General features: G+C 62.8%; 18 protein-coding genes, 1 tRNA gene and 1 riboswitch. Of the genes, 15 read left to right on the forward strand and 4 right to left on the reverse strand.

All coding sequences use genetic code 11. The features are described 5' to 3' along the window. Nucleotides 1-10: 10 nt before the first annotated feature. The 5 genes from mce to NKH80_RS21075 all read left to right on the forward strand — a co-directional run bounded on the left by mce (nucleotide 11) and on the right by NKH80_RS21075 (nucleotide 4546). Nucleotides 11-415 (forward strand): methylmalonyl-CoA epimerase, encoded by a 405-nt coding sequence (mce, locus tag NKH80_RS21055; RefSeq protein ID WP_254818116.1) that lies wholly within the window; start codon nucleotides 11-13, stop codon nucleotides 413-415. Next, nucleotides 412-696, forward strand: coding sequence for a DUF1467 family protein (locus NKH80_RS21060; protein ID WP_352993259.1), 285 nt, complete (start codon nucleotides 412-414; stop codon nucleotides 694-696). Before mce ends, NKH80_RS21060 begins: the two co-directional genes overlap by 4 nt. 558 nt (nucleotides 697-1254) lie before the next feature. Then, nucleotides 1255-2583: a proline--tRNA ligase gene (gene proS / locus NKH80_RS21065; protein ID WP_352993261.1), complete on the forward strand. Its 1329-nt coding sequence runs from the start codon at nucleotides 1255-1257 to the stop codon at nucleotides 2581-2583. Beyond that, complete coding sequence (locus NKH80_RS21070; protein WP_352477560.1) at nucleotides 2580-3866, forward strand: lipoprotein-releasing ABC transporter permease subunit; 1287 nt, start codon at nucleotides 2580-2582, stop codon at nucleotides 3864-3866. The genes proS and NKH80_RS21070 overlap by 4 nt, the downstream gene beginning before the upstream one ends. Next, nucleotides 3863-4546, forward strand: coding sequence for an ABC transporter ATP-binding protein (locus NKH80_RS21075; RefSeq protein WP_254818120.1), 684 nt, complete (start codon nucleotides 3863-3865; stop codon nucleotides 4544-4546). Before NKH80_RS21070 ends, NKH80_RS21075 begins: the two co-directional genes overlap by 4 nt. A gap of 386 nt (nucleotides 4547-4932) precedes the next feature. Here the strand turns inward: NKH80_RS21075 and lipB are convergent, their stop codons facing one another. Next, nucleotides 4933-5676: a lipoyl(octanoyl) transferase LipB gene (lipB, locus tag NKH80_RS21080; protein WP_352876126.1), complete on the reverse strand. Its 744-nt coding sequence runs from the start codon at nucleotides 5674-5676 to the stop codon at nucleotides 4933-4935. A 176-nt stretch (nucleotides 5677-5852) separates the two neighbouring features. Here lipB and NKH80_RS21085 point away from each other — a divergent pair. Next, nucleotides 5853-5937: transfer RNA gene (locus NKH80_RS21085), tRNA-Leu, on the forward strand. A gap of 237 nt (nucleotides 5938-6174) precedes the next feature. Beyond that, nucleotides 6175-7242, forward strand: a complete 1068-nt coding sequence (locus NKH80_RS21090) for a cyclic nucleotide-gated potassium channel (RefSeq protein WP_352993264.1) — start codon at nucleotides 6175-6177, stop codon at nucleotides 7240-7242. 342 nt (nucleotides 7243-7584) lie between these two features. Here the strand turns inward: NKH80_RS21090 and NKH80_RS21095 are convergent, their stop codons facing one another. Continuing rightward, nucleotides 7585-8400 (reverse strand): phosphatase PAP2 family protein, encoded by an 816-nt coding sequence (locus NKH80_RS21095; protein ID WP_352993265.1) that lies wholly within the window; start codon nucleotides 8398-8400, stop codon nucleotides 7585-7587. Nucleotides 8401-8838: 438 nt separating this feature from the next. Between NKH80_RS21095 and NKH80_RS21100 the strand changes: the two genes are divergently transcribed. The 4 genes from NKH80_RS21100 to NKH80_RS21115 all read left to right on the forward strand — a co-directional run bounded on the left by NKH80_RS21100 (nucleotide 8839) and on the right by NKH80_RS21115 (nucleotide 11907). Beyond that, nucleotides 8839-9156 (forward strand): ArsR/SmtB family transcription factor, encoded by a 318-nt coding sequence (locus tag NKH80_RS21100; RefSeq protein WP_352993266.1) that lies wholly within the window; start codon nucleotides 8839-8841, stop codon nucleotides 9154-9156. Beyond that, nucleotides 9153-9635, forward strand: a complete 483-nt coding sequence (locus NKH80_RS21105) for an SRPBCC family protein (RefSeq protein ID WP_254818127.1) — start codon at nucleotides 9153-9155, stop codon at nucleotides 9633-9635. The genes NKH80_RS21100 and NKH80_RS21105 overlap by 4 nt, the downstream gene beginning before the upstream one ends. A gap of 348 nt (nucleotides 9636-9983) precedes the next feature. Next, nucleotides 9984-11381 (forward strand): magnesium transporter, encoded by a 1398-nt coding sequence (mgtE, locus tag NKH80_RS21110; RefSeq protein WP_352993337.1) that lies wholly within the window; start codon nucleotides 9984-9986, stop codon nucleotides 11379-11381. A 139-nt stretch (nucleotides 11382-11520) separates the two neighbouring features. Next, nucleotides 11521-11907, forward strand: coding sequence for a MerR family transcriptional regulator (locus NKH80_RS21115; protein ID WP_254818129.1), 387 nt, complete (start codon nucleotides 11521-11523; stop codon nucleotides 11905-11907). 19 nt (nucleotides 11908-11926) lie between these two features. Here the strand turns inward: NKH80_RS21115 and NKH80_RS21120 are convergent, their stop codons facing one another. Together NKH80_RS21120 and NKH80_RS21125 are read right to left on the reverse strand one after the other, a co-directional pair. Further along, a complete protein-coding gene (locus NKH80_RS21120) occupies nucleotides 11927-12433 on the reverse strand; it encodes a methyltransferase family protein (protein ID WP_352454650.1) in 507 nt (168 codons plus the stop codon). Between the two features lie 16 nt (nucleotides 12434-12449). After that, nucleotides 12450-13448 carry a heparan-alpha-glucosaminide N-acetyltransferase gene (locus tag NKH80_RS21125; RefSeq protein ID WP_352505713.1) on the reverse strand — a complete coding sequence of 333 codons (999 nt, stop codon included), beginning with the start codon at nucleotides 13446-13448 and terminating at the stop codon, nucleotides 12450-12452. A 245-nt stretch (nucleotides 13449-13693) separates the two neighbouring features. On the opposite strand from NKH80_RS21125, the gene NKH80_RS21130 reads away from it, so the two are divergent. The 4 genes from NKH80_RS21130 to cobU all read left to right on the forward strand — a co-directional run bounded on the left by NKH80_RS21130 (nucleotide 13694) and on the right by cobU (nucleotide 16807). Continuing rightward, nucleotides 13694-14893, forward strand: a complete 1200-nt coding sequence (locus NKH80_RS21130; protein ID WP_352505714.1) for an MFS transporter — start codon at nucleotides 13694-13696, stop codon at nucleotides 14891-14893. Between the two features lie 188 nt (nucleotides 14894-15081). Further along, nucleotides 15082-15279: riboswitch (cobalamin riboswitch) on the forward strand. 36 nt (nucleotides 15280-15315) lie between these two features. Beyond that, nucleotides 15316-15495, forward strand: coding sequence for a CbtB domain-containing protein (locus NKH80_RS21135; protein ID WP_352505715.1), 180 nt, complete (start codon nucleotides 15316-15318; stop codon nucleotides 15493-15495). Between the two features lie 15 nt (nucleotides 15496-15510). Beyond that, complete coding sequence (locus NKH80_RS21140) at nucleotides 15511-16293, forward strand: CbtA family protein (RefSeq protein ID WP_352993267.1); 783 nt, start codon at nucleotides 15511-15513, stop codon at nucleotides 16291-16293. Then, nucleotides 16286-16807, forward strand: a complete 522-nt coding sequence (gene cobU / locus NKH80_RS21145; protein ID WP_352993268.1) for a bifunctional adenosylcobinamide kinase/adenosylcobinamide-phosphate guanylyltransferase — start codon at nucleotides 16286-16288, stop codon at nucleotides 16805-16807. The genes NKH80_RS21140 and cobU overlap by 8 nt, the downstream gene beginning before the upstream one ends. Nucleotide 16808 lies beyond the last annotated feature (1 nt).

The following is a 16808-nucleotide window of genomic DNA, read 5'->3' on the forward strand; positions in this document are numbered from 1 at the left end:
GGAGTACCCTATGCTCGGACGCCTCAACCATGTCGCGCTTGCGGTGCCGGATCTGGCCGCGGCTGCGGCGGTCTATCGTGATACGCTTGGCGCGCACGTAACCGCGCCGCAGGCGCTGCCGGAGCATGGCGTTACGGTGGTGTTCGTCGACGTCGGCAACACCAGGATCGAGTTGCTCGAGCCGCTAGGCGAAGCCTCGCCGATCGCCGCATTCCTCGAGAAGAATCCGTCCGGCGGCATGCACCATCTCTGCTACGAGGTGGACGACATTGTTGCGGCACGCGACCGTCTCAAGGCCAGCGGCGCGCGCGTGCTGGGCGACGGCAAGCCGAAGACCGGCGCGCATGGCAAACCGGTATTGTTTCTGCACCCCAAGGATTTCTTCGGCACGCTGGTCGAACTGGAGCAAGCATGAGTTGGGTTTCGTTTGTCGCCCTGTTCTTCGCCACATGGTGGGTGGTGTTGTTCGCCGTGCTGCCGTTCAGCATGCGGACACAGGACGAGGACCGGGACGTGACGCTTGGCACGGTTCCGAGCGCACCGCGCGGACCGCATATGCTGCGCGCGGCGTTGCGCACGACAATCGCCACGCTGGTCCTCATGGGTATGTTCTACGGCATCACGAGAGGGCTTGGCCTCGGCATCGACGACATCCCGCACATCGTGCCGGATTTCAACCAGAGCCCAGCGCATTAGCCGGCTACCTACCGTGTCCGGCTATCCCAGCCTAGCCGACCCCTGAAATCAAGCCGAACCAGCAAGGTCAACCCAAGTAAAGCCCGGGGCGGGCTTGGGCTGACGCAACGTCATGTAGTTTGGTAATCTGTCGTGCTAACCAAATGATTGCACAAAAAAAATGCAAGGCGCGAGGCCTTGCAATTTAAACGCGTCCGATCTGTTTCCGGTGTCCGGCGGCAGCGAGTTACCGCGCCTAGATCGCATCCTCCCAAGACTTTGACCGCGTAGGAGGGCAGATTTTTCTCTACCCTCTCGGTTATGTGGGCACACTAGCCTAAGGCGGGTGAAAATGTCACGAAGAATTTTGCCCGGAAACAGGCAATCTCGTGCTGCAGTGCACAATAGTACGGCAGGTGTTGCTTGCGAAACGCCCAGCAAGCCGCGTGCGGCAATTGCGGCGCCTGTGCAGCGCCTGGGCCGGGTTTCCATTCCGCCATGAAATGGCTATGAAGCCGGGGCAAGCAAGCCTGTGCCGCGCCGATTCCGGCGCCGCCATCCTCTCTCACGGACCAGTTCATGCGTTTGTCGCGCTATTTCCTGCCCATCCTCAAAGAAAACCCGCGCGAGGCCGAGATCGTCTCGCATCGGCTGATGCTGCGTGCCGGCATGATCCGCCAGCAGGGGCAGGGCAGCTTTTCCTGGCTGCCGCTCGGCAAGCGGGTGCTGGACAAGGTCTGCCGGATTATCCGCGAGGAGCAGAATCGCGCCGGCGCGCTCGAAATCCTGATGCCGACCATCCAATCGGCCGAGCTGTGGCGCGAAAGTGGCCGCTATGAAGATTACGGCAAGGAGATGCTGCGCATCAAGGACCGGCAAGACCGCGATATGCTCTACGGGCCGACCAACGAGGAGATGGTCACCGAGATCTTCCGCTCCTACGTCAAGTCCTACAAGGACCTGCCGCTCAACCTCTATCACATCCAGTGGAAGTTTCGCGACGAGGTGCGCCCGCGCTTCGGCGTCATGCGTTCGCGCGAGTTCCTGATGAAGGACGCCTATTCCTTCGATCTCGATTATGAAGGCGCCAAGGCTGCCTATAACCGCATGTTCGTGTCCTACCTCAGGACGTTTACGCGCATGGGGCTGCAGGCTATCCCGATGCGCGCCGACACCGGGCCGATCGGCGGCGACCTCAGCCATGAGTTCATCATCCTGGCCGACACCGGCGAGAGCCAGGTGTTTTGCCACCGCGATTATCTCTCGCTGGCAGTGCCTGGCGCAGACACGGATTTTTCGAACGACGCCGAGATCGGCGCCATCGTCAAGACATGGACGACGCCCTATGCCGCCACCGACGAGATGCATGACGAGGCGGCATGGGAGAAGGTGCCCGCGAGCGACCGGGTCTCGGCGCGCGGCATCGAGGTTGGGCATATCTTCCATTTCGGCGACAAATATTCCAAGCCGATGGGCGCCAAGGTGACCGGCCCGGACGGCAAGGATCATTTCGTTTCTGGCGGTTCCTACGGCATCGGCCCGTCCAGGCTGGTCGCGGCGATCATCGAAGCCAGCCATGACGATAACGGCATCATCTGGCCGGAGGCGGTGGCGCCGTTCGATGTCGGCTTGATCAACATGAAGGCCGGCGATGCCGAATGCGACCGCGTCTGCGGCGAGTTGAATGCCGCCTTTGCCGCCGTCGGCAAGGAGGTGCTCTACGACGACACCGACCAGCGGCCGGGCGGCAAGTTCGCCACCGCCGATCTGATCGGGCTGCCGTGGCAGGTGATCGTCGGGCCGCGCGGCATCGCCGCCGGCGAGGTCGAAATCAAGAACCGCAGGACCGGCGAGCGCGAGACGCTGCCGATCGCGGACGTGAAGCAGCGTTTCGGTGCCGCCGCATGAACAAAGCGGCGGCAGCAAGACCATCGGGCGCCGGGCCTTTTTCCGGCTTCGAGCGCATGGTGGCGTGGCGCTATCTGCGCTCGCGTCGCAAGGAGACGGTGATCTCGGTCATCGCCTCAATCTCCTTCCTCGGCATCATGCTGGGCGTCGCCACGCTGATCGTGGTCATGGCGGTGATGAACGGCTTTCGCGCCGAACTGCTGACGCGCATCCTAGGCGTCAACGGGCATCTGATCGTGCAGCCGCTCGACATGCCGTTGGAGGACTATGCCCAGGTCGCCGGCCGCATCAACGGCGTGCCCGGCGTCAAATACGCCATCCCGCTGATCGACGGGCAGGTGCTGGCGCAAGGCAATGTCGGCGGCGGCACCGGCGCGCTGGTGCGCGGCATACGCGGCGAGGATCTCGGCAAGATCACCATCGTCGCCAACAATATCAAGGAGGGCTCGATCGTCGGCTTCGACACCGGCGAAGGCGTCGCCATCGGCAGCCGCATGGCCGAGAATCTCGGGCTGGTGCTTGGCGATACGATCACGCTGATTTCGCCCGAGGGCGACATCACACCGCTTGGCACGACGCCGCGCATGAAAGGCTATCCGGTCACCGCGATTTTCGAGGTCGGCATGTCGGAATATGACAGTTCCATCGTCTACATGCCGTTCTCCGAAGCGCAGCTTTACTTCAACATGGACGGCCGGGCGCAGACGATCGAGATCTACGCCGACAATCCCGACAATATCGACGCGCTGAAGCCGAAGGTCGAAGAGGCGGCGCAGCGGCCGATCAGCCTTGTCGATTGGCGGCAACGCAACAAGACGTTCTTCGACGCGCTGCAGGTCGAGCGCAACGTCATGTTCATGATCCTGACCCTGATCGTGCTGGTGGCGGCGCTCAACATCATTTCGGGCCTGATCATGCTGGTGAAGGACAAGGGCCACGACATCGCCATCCTGCGCACCATGGGCGCGACGCGCAGTGCGATCCTGCGCATCTTCCTGATGACCGGGGCGGCGATCGGCGTTGTCGGCACCATTGCCGGCGTGCTGCTCGGCATCGTGATCTGCCTCAACGTCGAGCGCATCCGCCAGTTCTTCTCCTGGCTGGCCAACGAGCGGCTGTTCAATCCCGAGCTTTATTTCCTGAGCCAATTGCCGGCCCGCATGGATGCCAGCGAGACGATCTCCGTCGTTCTCATGGCGCTGGCGCTGTCGTTCCTGGCGACGCTGTTTCCGGCGTGGCGCGCGGCCAGGCTCGATCCAGTCGAAGCGCTGAGGTACGAGTGATGGCCGAAGCCATTATCGAGCTGAAGAGCGTCGAACGGCACTATGTGCAGGGACCGCGCAAGCTGACCATCCTGAACGGCGCCGATTTTTCGCTGAAGCGTGGCGAGATGGTGGCGCTTGTGGCGCCGTCGGGCACCGGCAAGTCGACGCTGCTACACACCGCCGGGCTGCTGGAGCGACCGGACGCCGGCGACGTGATCCTGGCGGGGCGCGCCTGCGGCCGGCTTTCCGACGACGAGCGCACGGCGATCCGCCGCAACGACGTCGGCTTCGTCTATCAGTTCCATCATTTGCTGCCTGAATTCTCGGCGCTGGAAAACATCATGATGCCGCAGCTGATAAAAGGGCTGCCGCGCAAGGAGGCGGCCGAGCGGGCGGCGCAATTGCTCGACTATATGCAGATCGGCAAGCGGGCACAGCATCGCCCCTCCGAGCTCTCCGGCGGCGAGCAGCAGCGGGTCGCCATTGCGCGTGCCGTCGCCAATGCGCCGCTGGTGCTTTTGGCCGACGAGCCGACCGGCAATCTCGACCCGGTGACCGCTTCCTATGTGTTCGAGGCGCTGGCAGCACTGGTCCGGCAATCGGGCCTGGCGGCGCTCATCGCCACTCATAATCATGAGCTCGCCTCGCGCATGGACCGCCGCGTGACGCTGGCCGACGGCAAGGTTGTGCCGCTTTAGGGTGCGCTGCAATTGAGGCGATGACGGCCTGCGGGCTGCCGTGCGCCGTCCCGCCGCTTTCGCGCGCCTGTTGGCCCGAAACGCTTGGCATCTCCCTCTCAACCCTTTCTTAACCCTGTCGAAATGACCGAGCGCAATTCCGGTGACACCCGGACTGCGATCGTTGACATTCGAACAAAATTAGAACAAAATACGAACATACTAACAACAGGAGAGAGTTATGACCGATCTTGTTCAGGATGTCGTTTCGCTGGTGTGCATGAGCACGTTCCTCATTTCCATGGCAATCTGGATCGGCGCGATGTGAGGCTTGAGCTCAAGGGCGGGCTCGATGCTGATGAGCGAAGGCCGCCTTCGCATATTGGCGCAGGCATTGGGCGAGTGTTTCAGCCGGCCTTGCGGGACACTTCGACAGGCGACACGGCGGCGGGCCCGAACACGTCCTCGAAAGCGGATTTCAGCGCCAGGTCGAGGTCGGCCATGGTCACGGGAAGGCCGAGGTCGACAAGGCTGGTGACGCCGTGATCCTGGACGCCGCACGGCACGATGCCGCTGAAATGGCTAAGGTCCGGCTCGACATTGATGGCGATGCCGTGAAAGCTCACCCAGCGCCTCAGCCTTATGCCGATGGCGGCGATCTTGTCCTCGGCCGCCGAGCCGTCGGGCAAAGCGGGGCGGTCCGGCCGCACCACCCAGACGCCGACGCGGTCCTCGCGGCGTTCGCCGCGTACGTTGAAGGCGGCCAGCGAGCCGATGATCCATTGTTCGAGAGCGGCGACGAAGGCGCGGACATCCTCGCGCCGCCGCTTCAGGTCGAGCATGACGTAGGCGACCCGCTGGCCTGGCCCATGATAGGTGTATTCGCCGCCACGCCCGGCGGCAAAGACCGGGAAGCGGTCCGGCTCGATCAGGTCCTCGACGCGGGCGCTGGTGCCGGCGGTGTAGAGGGGCGGGTGCTCGACCAGCCAGACCATCTCGCCGGCGGCGCCGCTGCGGATTGCCTCGGCGCGCGCCTCCATCACGGCGAGCGCATCGGGATAGGCGGTGAGCCCGGGCTCGATGCGCCATTCGACCGGCGCCGAGCCGGGCAAGGGCAGGAACGACGTGGCGATCTGGCTGCGGTCCGTCATGATATCTCGTCTCGCCACTCATATGGCGGCAATCGGTACAAACGTCCAGTTCCGGCGCGTTCGGCCCTTGAAGAGTTATGCCGATGTCCGGCCGATTATTGCTGGCCGCGCTACTTGTTTCACCGGAAACGATTTGCTACACGCCGCGGGCCGGTTGGTTCCGGCTCCTACCACGTGCGGTCGTGGCGGAATTGGTAGACGCGCAGCGTTGAGGTCGCTGTGGGGCAACCCGTGGAAGTTCGAGTCTTCTCGACCGCACCAATCAGTCTTTTGGCTGTGGAAGTTATTGCGATTTTTCAGGCTTGTCGCACAGCCGTGCAAATACGGCAAAAAGTGCACTGTCACCGTAATTTGTTAATTCGCGTTCTATGCCGTCTGTTCACTTTCCCGGACATCTGAGTTCACGGTTGGTGATGGGCATCGCAGCGAAGCAAGCACCTTTGCGCTTGCCTTGAAGGCATCCTATTCTGGAGGATAGCATTCGCTCGTGGGCATAGAATGTCTGTACTGCCGTCCTTAAGAATTTGCGCGCCGCTCAACGCGGTGCTGGCTGCGACTGGGCTTGTGGCGGTGGCTGCGCTCACGACACCGGACATGTCCGGGCGAAGCAGACTGGCTTTGGCTGCCGTGCTCGCGGTCATTTGGGGCATCTATCTCCTGGAATTGGCCGAGAAACTGCTCAGGCGCCGGGCGGGAGACGTTCGGGACAGGACGCCGGCAATCGCCATTGATGTGCTCGCGGTTTTGGTTCCACTCGCCGCATTTCTGCTCGTCGGCACGCCCGACCGGAGCCTCTACTGCGCTGTCTGGCTGCTGAAACCGCTGCGCGATTCAACTTTCTTCCCGCTGCTGGGCAGAATCCTGACCAACGAAGCGCGCAACCTGATCGGCGTCGCCACGGTCTTCGGCATCGTTCTGTTCGGTGTTGCGCTCGCAGCCTATGTGATCGAGCGCGACGTCCAACCGCAAAAGTTCGGCAGCATCCCCCAGGCAATGTGGTGGGCGGTGGTCACGCTGTCCACCACCGGCTATGGCGACGCTATTCCGGAAAGCTTCGCCGGCCGCGTCCTTGCCGGGGCGGTCATGATGAGTGGCATCGGCATCTTCGCGCTCTGGGCTGGCATTCTTGCCACCGGCTTTTATCAAGAAGTCCGTCGCGAGGATTTCGTCCGCAATTGGCAATTGGTCGCCGCCGTGCCGTTGTTTCAGAAGCTCGGCCCGGCCACACTAGTCGAGATCGTGCGCGCATTACGACCTCGCATCGTGCCGGCAGGCGCTGTGATCTGCCGCAAGGGCGAGACCGGTGATCAGATGTTCTTCGTCGTGGAGGGGCGCGTCAGCGTCGCGACGCCGAACCCGGTGGAGCTGGGCCCTGGTGCCTTCTTCGGCGAGATGGCGCTGATCACCGGCGAACCGCGCTCGGCGACCGTCAGCGCCACAACGGTGGTCTCACTCCTGTCGCTACACTCGGCGGATTTCCAGATGCTGTGCAGCAGCAGCCCAGAGATCGCAGAAATCATTCGCAAAACCGCGCTCGAGCGGCGCGGCGCGGCGCCTAAGGGTTGACCGCACTAGGTGTTCGTCAGGAGGAGGATGCGCTGCCAGGGCGGCCAATTGCCCGCCGACAGTGGCTGGCTGGAACTACATGCTCTGCCGCTGCCGAACCGCCCTCAATACAAATCGCCGCGGAATCGTAGAGAAATGCTTTAAAATCAACGCGGCAGGCGTTGCGGCGCTGCATCTCGAGCGCACCATTAAATTCGAAAGCGGAATCTTCTCGTTGAATTCTCGCATGGCGGGGAGCGTCCTTGTGGGGGGCACGTGCTTTGTGCCTGATTGCGGTCGCGAGTTTGGCTTATGCGAAGTGGCCATCGGCGGGCATGGCCATCTATCGACAAGCGCGCATAACTATTCGCGCACCAGGCGTCCGGTCGCCCACCAGATCACCGATACAACAACGATCGATGCGTAGCCGTCCACGGCATAGTGCCAGCCAGTGAAAACCGATCCGTACAGGATCAGAGCTGCAAAGGTCCAACCCAGAACGCCAAGCCAGCGATTGATCGATGACAGCAAATAGGCGTTCAATACGGCAAAGGCGACATGCATGCTTGGCATGGCCGAGATGCCGCCGCCAAGACTTGGCCGGCCGCTCTGGTAAGCCATCAGGAGATATGCCGCGGGGTCCCGCACCATGTAACTATGGTCCAGCCTGTCCAGGGCCGCATTCAATCCGTGGAAGCGATCCACGCCGACAAAGTGGTGGTAGTAAACCGGTCCGACCGATGCCAGCGCCAGGGCCAAGAGCGTTCCGAGGACGGACAACGTCAGCGCTGCTGCGCAGAGATAGCGGATGCGGGCAATCTCGTCCGACCAGAGCGACACGAAAAGGATGGTGCCGAACCACTGGTAAAACCAAATGACTTCATAGCTGTTGAAGACGACGGACGACCAATTGTTGCTGTCGAGCTTATGGACGATCTCCCATGGCGGTATCCCGTGCAGCCATTCATCAGCGTCGGCCAACCAGTTGTCGGCATAGTATGGGACGACGGACGGGATGGCGATCTTATAGGTAGAGAACGCGGTCAAGCTGGCAAAGAAGAACAGCAGCACCAGCAGACAACCACGCCAGCGCCCTTGAGCCAAATCCAGTGCGTAGCGAACCGGTTGCCGCCGGCCATGGATTAGCGCGGCACAGCAGACGCCACCGATAAACAACACCGGGATCCCAACAAGAAATTTGTGAGAATAGATTAAGGCAGACGTATAGAATACTTCTGGGTATAGTGCGGATGCGCCTAAAACATACGTCGCCATGAACAATGAGAGGCGCAATTGCCATATGGCGGAGGGCCTGTAGCGAGAGGCTTCCGTGGTTAGGGCCAAACCAATTTACCCGTTCTTAACGTTTCGCTGGAGAGACACATATACCGATAAGGTAAAAACCTTGCCGCCAGGTTTACTTTTCCCCGGTGGTCGACATTTGCCGCCGGCTCGCATGCGACGGATTGTTTCCCTGTAATCTTGCATCCGCATTTGCTGTCCAAGCCCCTGCGTGAAGGGATTGCCCCGGGGGCTGGAAATCGAACTGGCTGGCCGGTGCTTAACGAGCCTGCCGCCTCCCGTTGACGTATCATAAGTTTTAGCTTATCATAAATCATGGTTTATGATTATGCAGGCATGATGGCCTTGGCCGATCCGACGCGCCGCAAGGTGTTCGAGCTCATCGCCGATCGGCCACGCTCGGTCATCGATCTGACGCGAGTGCTTCCGGTCTCGCAGCCGGCGGTATCGCAGCACCTCAAGGTTTTGAAGGAAGCCCGGCTGGTCCGCGCAGAGCCGAGAGGTGCCAGCAACATCTATCATCTCGACCCGCATGGACTTGGCGAGATGCGCGCCTGGCTCGACCGCATGTGGGGCGATGCGCTCGACGCCTTCAAACGGGAAGTCGACAACAGCAAGGAGAAGAGGAAATGACGACCATGATCAAGCCCGCGCCGGTCAGGAAGTCGGTGACCGTGGAGGTGCCGCTCGACAAGGCATTCGATGTGTTCACCACAGGATTCGGGCGCTGGTGGCCGGCTTCGCACTCGATCGGCAAATCCGCCCTGACGACCGCGGTGATCGAACCGAAAGCCGGCGGTCGCTGGTACGAGATTGGCGAGGATGGGTCACAATGCGATTGGGGCGAGGTTCTCGCCTGGGATCCGCCGTCAAGGCTGACGCTCGCCTGGCGCATTGGAGCCGGCTGGCGCTACGATCCGGCACTGCTGACCGAAGTCGAGATCCGCTTTGTCGCGCTCGGCGAGAACGCGACGCGTGTGGAACTCGAGCACAGGCTTCTGGAGAACATGGGCGAAACCGCAGAGGCGATGCGCGAGGCCTTCGAATCCGAGGGTGGCTGGAGCGGTCTCCTGGACCGCTATGCGGCCGAGGCCAAGCGCCACGCCGCCTGATCGGGAAGCCTTCCAGTCCAATACCAGCGAGGCCCTCGCACTGTCGGCCTCGCCGTTTGAATCAGTGTCGATCTCCCCATCTGATTGACCCGGCGGGGAGATACGCTGCCCTTTACCTGGCGCCGCGAAGGTTTTGCAGCGCCGCAGGTTTGGAGAACGTCCTCTCCTCCTACCATCCGGTATGCGTTGCGTCGTTTGGACGCGCGAACGGCGCTGTAGCAATTTGCCGTTGCGCATGGTCCTTTCGCAAAATCGATTCCGATTGTCAGGGTCATGCGTTAGACCTGACAGGCACCTTATCCGGAAATCCGATGGCGGGAGGCGCTGGTGGAAGGCCAGGACGAACAGATGACCGGCACCAGGGCCGCCGAGGAGCGCCGCGCCGACATCTATGACGAGGACGGCGTCATCCTGTCGTCGTTCCTCGCCCAGATCGGGGCCGCGATCGCCGATCGCGATACGCTGACGCTGAAGCGTGAAGTCGACGATCTGCACCAGTCGGAACTCGGCCACCTGCTCGAGGCGCTGCACCCCGAACAGCGCCGCGCGCTGGTCGAATTGCTGGGCAAGGATTTCGATTTTTCCGCGCTGACCGAGGTTGACGAGGCGATCCGCCGCGACATCGTCGACAGTCTGCCCAATGCGCAGATTGCCCAGGCGGTGCAGGATCTCGATTCCGACGATGCCGTCTACATTCTCGAAGACCTCGACCAGGAGGACCAGGACGAGATCCTGTCGCAGCTGCCGTTCACCGAGCGAATCAGGCTGCGGCGCTCGCTCGATTATCCCGAAGAGACCGCCGGCCGCCGCATGCAGACGGAGTTCGTCGCGGTGCCGCCCTTCTGGACGATCGGCCAGACCATCGACTACATGCGCGAGGACAACAACCTTCCCGACCGCTTTAGCCAGATCTTCGTCATCGATCCGAGCTTCAAGCTGCTCGGCGCCATCGACCTCGACCAGATCCTGCGCACCAAGCGCTCGGTCAAGGTCGAAGAGGTCATGCATGAGACCAGGCATGCCATCCCGGCCACCATGGACCAGGAGGAGGCGGCGCGCGAATTCGAACAATACGATCTTCTGTCCGCCGCCGTCGTCGACGAGAACGAGCGGCTGGTCGGCGTGCTGACCATCGACGACGTCGTCGACGTCATCCAGCAGGAGGCCGAGGAAGATCTGCTGCGCATGGGCGGCGTCGGCGACGAAGAACTCTCGGACAGCATCTTTTCGACCTCGCGCTCGCGCGTGCCCTGGCTGCTGGTCAATCTTTTGACGGCTTTCCTGGCGGCTTCGGTGATCGGCCTGTTCGACCGCACCATCGAGCATATCGTGGCGCTGGCGGTGCTGATGCCGATCGTCGCCGGCATGGGCGGCAATGCCGGCTCGCAGACCATGACCGTCACGGTGCGGGCGCTGGCGACCAGGGACCTCGACATCTACAATGCCGGCCGCATCATCCGCCGCGAGATCGGGGTGGGCTTCATCAACGGCATCATTTTCGCCATCCTGATCGGCCTGGTGGCTGCTGCCTGGTTCCACGATCGCAATCTCGGCGGCATCATTGCGGCGGCGATGATCATCAACATGTTCGTGGCGGCTCTGGCGGGCATCCTTATCCCGCTGCTGCTCGACCGCTTCAAGATCGATCCGGCTGTGGCTTCGGCGGTTTTCGTCACCACGGTCACCGATGTCGTCGGTTTCTTTGCCTTTCTCGGGCTCGCCACATGGTGGTTCGGCGTGCGCTGAACGGCACCTCAATTGACTTTTACGTAAATGCCGTGCGAGGCTTTGGAAAGCGCCTTGTCCGCCGATTCTGGTACGCGCCTGAGCGCCGGCGGCGCCGGCCAGTTGGAACTCGCGGCGTGGTCGGGGCATTGGAGTGACGATGCGGGAATATTATTCGATCACGGAACTGACCCGGGAATTCGACGTGTCGACGCGGACGTTGCGCTTCTACGAGGATGAAGGGCTGGTGCAGCCGGTAAGGCGCGGCCGCACCCGGCTGTTCCGGCCATCGGACCGGCATCTGATCCGCCAGATCATGCGGGGAAAAAGGCTCGGCTTCTCGATCAACGAGATCCGCGAAATCATCCAGATGTACAGGGAGCCGCCCGGCGAGGTCGGCCAACTCAAATTGATGATCAAGCGAATCGAGGAAAAGCGTGAGCATTTGCGCCAGAAACGCCGCGACCTCGAAGAGACCCTGGCCGAACTCGACCAAGCCGAGGAATCCTGCGTCGAGCGGCTGGTGGAACTCGGCGTCACCACATAGGCGCGGTGTCAGCCTCGGCTCAAATCCAGCGCCGCACCCTTTTGGCGTAGTCCCGGTACTTTTTGCCGAATTTGGCGGTCAGCACCTTCTCCTCGCTCTCGATCGTCAGCTTCTGCGTCAAGAACGCCGCGATGACCGCCAGCGGCAGGAACCAGGCGATCCCCGTGACAAAGGCGAGGCTGACCAGCAGCAATGTGTTGGCGAGGTAGATCGGGTTGCGGCTGACGGCGAAGGGTCCGGTGGTCACCAGATGGTCAGGCACGCCGTTCGGGTTGAGCGTCGTCTTGGCGCGGATCATGGTGCGAATTGCCGTGAACCAGAGCGCGGCAACCGCCACCAACCCCACAAGGCCGGCGGCGAACAGGATGTCGCCGAGAAGATCGCCGATCCACGGCAGCGGATAGAACAGCCCTAGCGCGACGCTGACGATGATGGCGGCGATATAGATCAGCGGCGGCCATGGGATGTGCCCCAGCTTCGGCTGCCCAGGATTTTGCTGCACGGGTTTCGGGTGACTGTCGCTCATTATTGTCCTCCCTCGATTAGCGCGTTCCCAGTTCCGCCGCCTCGGCTTGGGCGGTGCAGGTGCCGGCGAGCTCGCCAATATGCGCCTTCCACTCCAGGGACTGGTCGTTGCTGTAGAGCCGGTCAAGCGAGGCTTCGCCCTGGAGAGTGTCCAGCATGCAGGCACAATAGCTGGAGCAGAACTCGGTGTCGCGTGCCTGCTCGCAGGATATCTGGCAGGATTTCAGAAAACTCACCTCCCTGGTTTCGGCCGGCGCCGGCATGAATTGCGAAAACAGCCAGACCGAGCCGATCAGCACAGGCTGATGGATCAAATAGAAGGCAAGGCTGTGCCGGCCGATGAAGACCAGCGGGTTTGCCCAGCGGCCGGGCGCCAAGGCCGACAGCCGCGTCAGTGCGCCGGAGGTGGCGGCGAGCTTGGTAACCGCGATGCCGGCAAGTACGGCGCCGAACCAGGGCAGCAGCGGAACGTAGTCATTGGAGCGCGGGTTGGTCGCCGACAGGCCGACCCACCACAAAGCCGGATGATCGAAAAGCTCGGATCGCAAGTAGAAAGGCGCGGCGATAACGAGGGCCGCCACGGCAAGCGTCAGCAGCGCCGGCAGCCGCAGGAACGCCAGGCCGAGCAAGCTGGCGAGCGCGATCTCGTGCAATATGCCGAAGAAGATGAAGCCGTCGGGCGTGGCGATGCGGGTGACCAGCGATATTGCGAGCGCTGCCCCGGCAACCATGGCGAAGCGCTTCCAGAAGCCGGTCCAGCGGATTTTTTTGCCATGGGCGAGATAGAGGCTGATGCCGACCAGGAACAGGAAGCTCGAGGCGATGCAGCGCGCGTAGATTTTCCACCAGCCGAAGGCGGTGAGGCCGGGATCGGTGTAGCCGAAGAATTCGAGGTCCCAGGTGAAATGATAGCTCGCCATGGCAAGCAATGCGATGCCGCGTGCAATGTCGATAGCGGCGATGCGCTTCGACTTCGGTTGATCCTGAACGGCTGCGCTCGGCGTGTCGATGCTCATTGGTCTCGCTGTCTTGGTTCAGCCCCGGCAAGACGACTATCACGGTTGCCACCGTCAAAAGAAGCAGGGCCTTGCTTTGCGTTGGTGACGGCGGCATCAGGGCTGCTTTAGGCCAGAGCCGGAAAGCCTTTGGCCGGCTTCGCTTTTTGCCGTGAAGGCGTCGGTTTCCTGTTACGCGGCCAGGAATCGCCGCGGCAGATTTGTGCTCCAACCCTGCTTCGGGCGATTCGGCTTCGGGGAACACAATGGCTACCCATGTGCGCCATCCGATCTGGCTTGCGGCCTTGCGGCCGGCGGATGCCCGCACCTTCGCCTCGCTCTATGCGGTCGAATCCTTCGCGCGCGCCACCGTGTCCAGCGTCATCCCGATCCAGGCCTATGAGATACTGCACAACGAGCAGATTGTTTCGATCCTCTACACGATCGTGGCGATGCTCGGCCTGTCGGCGACGCTGTTCATGCCGATGCTGATCGCCCGCTTTGCCCGGCGCTGGGTCTATACCGCCGGCGCCTGCCTGCTGGCCGCCGGCTCGCTGTTCTTCGTCACCCATACGCTGGCTGGCCAGGTGGTCGGCATGCTCTGCCGCATCGTCGGCGCCGGCGCGCTGGCGATCACGCTCAACCTTTACATCATGGACCATATCCGCAAGACCGATTTCATGCAGGCCGAGTCGCTGCGCATGGCGTGGTCGATGCTTGCCTGGACCACCGGGCCGACCCTCGGAATTTACCTCTACACGCGTTTCGGCATCTATGCCGCGCATGGCGCGGTGGCCGTCTTCGCCATGGCTTTACTGGCGCTGTTCTGGACTTACCGGCTTGGCGATAACCCGTCGATCCGCCCCGGCAAGACGCGGCCGGTCAATCCGCTGGCCAATATCGGCCGCTTCGTCGCGCAGCCAAGGCTGAGGCTGGCCTGGCTGATCGCTTTCGGCCGCTCCTGCTTCTGGACGACGTTCTTCGTCTATGGGCCGCTGTTCATGGTGATCACCGGCGAGGGCAAGCTCGCCGGCGGCCTCTTGGTTTCGGCCGGCAATGCGCTTTTGTTCATGGCCATCTTCTGGGGCAGGGCAGGAAAGCGTTTCGGCGGCCGGCGCACCATGACGTTCGCCTATTTCGCGATGTCGGCAACGCTGCTGGCGGCCGGCGCCGTCGGCGAGGCCGCACCGCTCATCACCGGCGCCTTGCTGCTTTGCGGTGCCTTCTTCACCATCGCGCTCGATGCGCTGGGCTCGACCGCCTTCATGCGCTCGGTGCGCTCGTATGAGCGGGCACAGATGGCGGCGGTCTACCGCACCTATCTCGACTTTTCCGAGCTGACGCCGCCGCTGGTCTATTCCGTGGTGCTGGCGTTCTTCGGCCTGGGCGCGGTTTTCGCGACACTCGGCCTGCTGGCGGCGATCTGCGGCTTCGTCACCTGGCGCTATCTGCCCAAATCGCTTTGATGTTCGAGCGCCGCATGGCGCTCGAACACCCAATTGTGGAAGCGGTGCAGTGCCGCATCGAACGCAGGCCGTTCTGTTTGACCGCGCAGATCGCGACGTCTGCGGCGCCAGTTCTCCGGTTTGGCGAGGCGGCGCATTCGCCACACGATCCGGCGGAATTTGGTTTGCCGGGCGCGGCGATTCTGCCTATAGTCGCTGATGTCGTCGGTTCCGTTTGGAACCAAGAGGGAATGCGGTGCGGGCGAAATTGTTTGCCCAATGCCGTGGCTGCCCCCGCAACTGTGTGCGGTAGTCCTCTCCATATGCCACTGAAGGTTCGCCTTCGGGAAGGTGGGGAAGGGCGCTGATCCGCGAGCCAGGAGACCTGCCGGCGACAGGAAACTGACTTCTATGCCCTCGGGTGGAGGGCGAAAGGACAAGACATGAATACCGCTTCCGTTTCGCTCGGCGCTTCCGCCTCCTCGCAGTCGCGTCTCCTGCAGCTGGCGCTTGCTGCATTCCTCGGCATTTTCGTCATGGGCTTTGTCGGCTTCTCGCATATCGATGCGGTCCACAATGCCGCGCACGACTATCGCCATTCGATGGGCTTTCCCTGCCACTGACAAGGGGCTGACATCATGACACTGTTTCGCAACGTCGTGTTCATCGCGGCGATCGCAGGGCTTGTGGCCGGCGTCGCTCTCGCCTGCATGCAAGCCTATGCCACGGTGCCGCTCATCCTAAAGGCGGAAGTCTACGAACAGGCCGGCGGCGGCCATGACCATGCCGCGGCACCTGCGGCACCGGCCGAAAACGCCGCGGGCACGACGGCTATGAGCAGCGCCGCGCCGGCACCGGCTGAAGCAATGGCTCCGGCGGAAGACGAAGGCTGGGCGCCGGCCGACGGTTTCGAGCGCTTCGGCTTCAGCGTCGTTGCCAATATCGTCACCGGCATCGGCTTTGCGCTGGTCCTGGTCGCGGTTTCGGAATTCGCCGGCGGCATCGGCAACTGGCGCCAGGGCCTGTTCTGGGGGCTTGCCGGCTTTGCCGTGTTCACGCTGGCGCCGGGCCTCGGCCTGCCGCCGGAACTGCCGGCGATGCCGGCGGCCGACCTTGTCCAACGCCAGATCTGGTGGTGGGCAACAGTGGTGGCGACCGCCGCCGGGCTCGGCCTTATCGCCTTCCGCAGATCGTTGCCGCTGGCGATCCTTGCCGTAGCGTTGATCGTGGCGCCGCATATTGTCGGCGCGCCGCAGCCCGATAGCTTCGAGACGGCGATCCCGGAAGGCCTGCACCACCAGTTCGTGGTGGCGGTGACGCTGACCAATCTGGTGTTCTGGCTGGTGCTCGGCGCGGTCGTCGCCGTGGTGCGCGGACGCTTCACGGGCACGGCGACCAGCCTGCGCGACAGCTTTGCCTGACCGCGCTGCCGGGGCACTGACCCTGGTCATCGGCGGTGGGGGGTCGGCCACGAGCGCGCATGCCGAGAGCCTGGTGACGGTCGGCCCGCCGCCTTGGAGCTATATCGCCACGGCGCAAGCCTATGACGACGAGATGCGCCAGCGCATCGCGCTGCACCGCTCGCGCCGCGGCGCCGGCTGGACGACCATCGATGCGCCGCTCGACCTTGCCGACGCGATCGGAGCGCTGCCTGACGGCCAGCCGGTGCTGATCGACTGCCTGACGCTGTGGCTGACCAACCATATGCTGGCCGACCATGATGTCGAGGCCGAATGCCGGAGGCTGGCCGATGTACTGTCGCGGCCGCGTGGGCCGTGGTTCGTGGTGTCCAACGAGGTCGGCCAGGGCATCGTGCCGGACAATGCGCTGGCAAGACGGTTTCGCGACGCCGCCGGCCGGCTGAACCAGGACGTCGCGGCTGTTGCCGGCACCGTGCTTTTGATGGTGGCGGGGCTGCCGCTCAAGGTGAAATGAC

The organism is Mesorhizobium sp. M0904 (genome assembly GCF_040319475.1).
Classification (GTDB): domain Bacteria; phylum Pseudomonadota; class Alphaproteobacteria; order Rhizobiales; family Rhizobiaceae; genus Mesorhizobium.

Coding starts and splice junctions, on each gene's coding strand:
- mce (WP_254818116.1), top strand. CDS start 11: ATGCTCGGACGCCTCAACCATGTCGCGCTTGCGGTGCCGGATCTGGCC.
- NKH80_RS21060 (WP_352993259.1), top strand. CDS start 412: ATGAGTTGGGTTTCGTTTGTCGCCCTGTTCTTCGCCACATGGTGGGTG.
- proS (WP_352993261.1), top strand. CDS start 1,255: ATGCGTTTGTCGCGCTATTTCCTGCCCATCCTCAAAGAAAACCCGCGC.
- NKH80_RS21070 (WP_352477560.1), top strand. CDS start 2,580: ATGAACAAAGCGGCGGCAGCAAGACCATCGGGCGCCGGGCCTTTTTCC.
- lipB (WP_352876126.1), bottom strand. CDS start 5,676: ATGACGGACCGCAGCCAGATCGCCACGTCGTTCCTGCCCTTGCCCGGC.
- NKH80_RS21090 (WP_352993264.1), top strand. CDS start 6,175: ATGTCTGTACTGCCGTCCTTAAGAATTTGCGCGCCGCTCAACGCGGTG.
- NKH80_RS21100 (WP_352993266.1), top strand. CDS start 8,839: ATGGTTTATGATTATGCAGGCATGATGGCCTTGGCCGATCCGACGCGC.
- NKH80_RS21105 (WP_254818127.1), top strand. CDS start 9,153: ATGACGACCATGATCAAGCCCGCGCCGGTCAGGAAGTCGGTGACCGTG.
- mgtE (WP_352993337.1), top strand. CDS start 9,984: ATGACCGGCACCAGGGCCGCCGAGGAGCGCCGCGCCGACATCTATGAC.
- NKH80_RS21115 (WP_254818129.1), top strand. CDS start 11,521: ATGCGGGAATATTATTCGATCACGGAACTGACCCGGGAATTCGACGTG.
- NKH80_RS21120 (WP_352454650.1), bottom strand. CDS start 12,433: ATGAGCGACAGTCACCCGAAACCCGTGCAGCAAAATCCTGGGCAGCCG.
- NKH80_RS21125 (WP_352505713.1), bottom strand. CDS start 13,448: ATGAGCATCGACACGCCGAGCGCAGCCGTTCAGGATCAACCGAAGTCG.
- NKH80_RS21130 (WP_352505714.1), top strand. CDS start 13,694: ATGGCTACCCATGTGCGCCATCCGATCTGGCTTGCGGCCTTGCGGCCG.
- NKH80_RS21135 (WP_352505715.1), top strand. CDS start 15,316: ATGAATACCGCTTCCGTTTCGCTCGGCGCTTCCGCCTCCTCGCAGTCG.
- NKH80_RS21140 (WP_352993267.1), top strand. CDS start 15,511: ATGACACTGTTTCGCAACGTCGTGTTCATCGCGGCGATCGCAGGGCTT.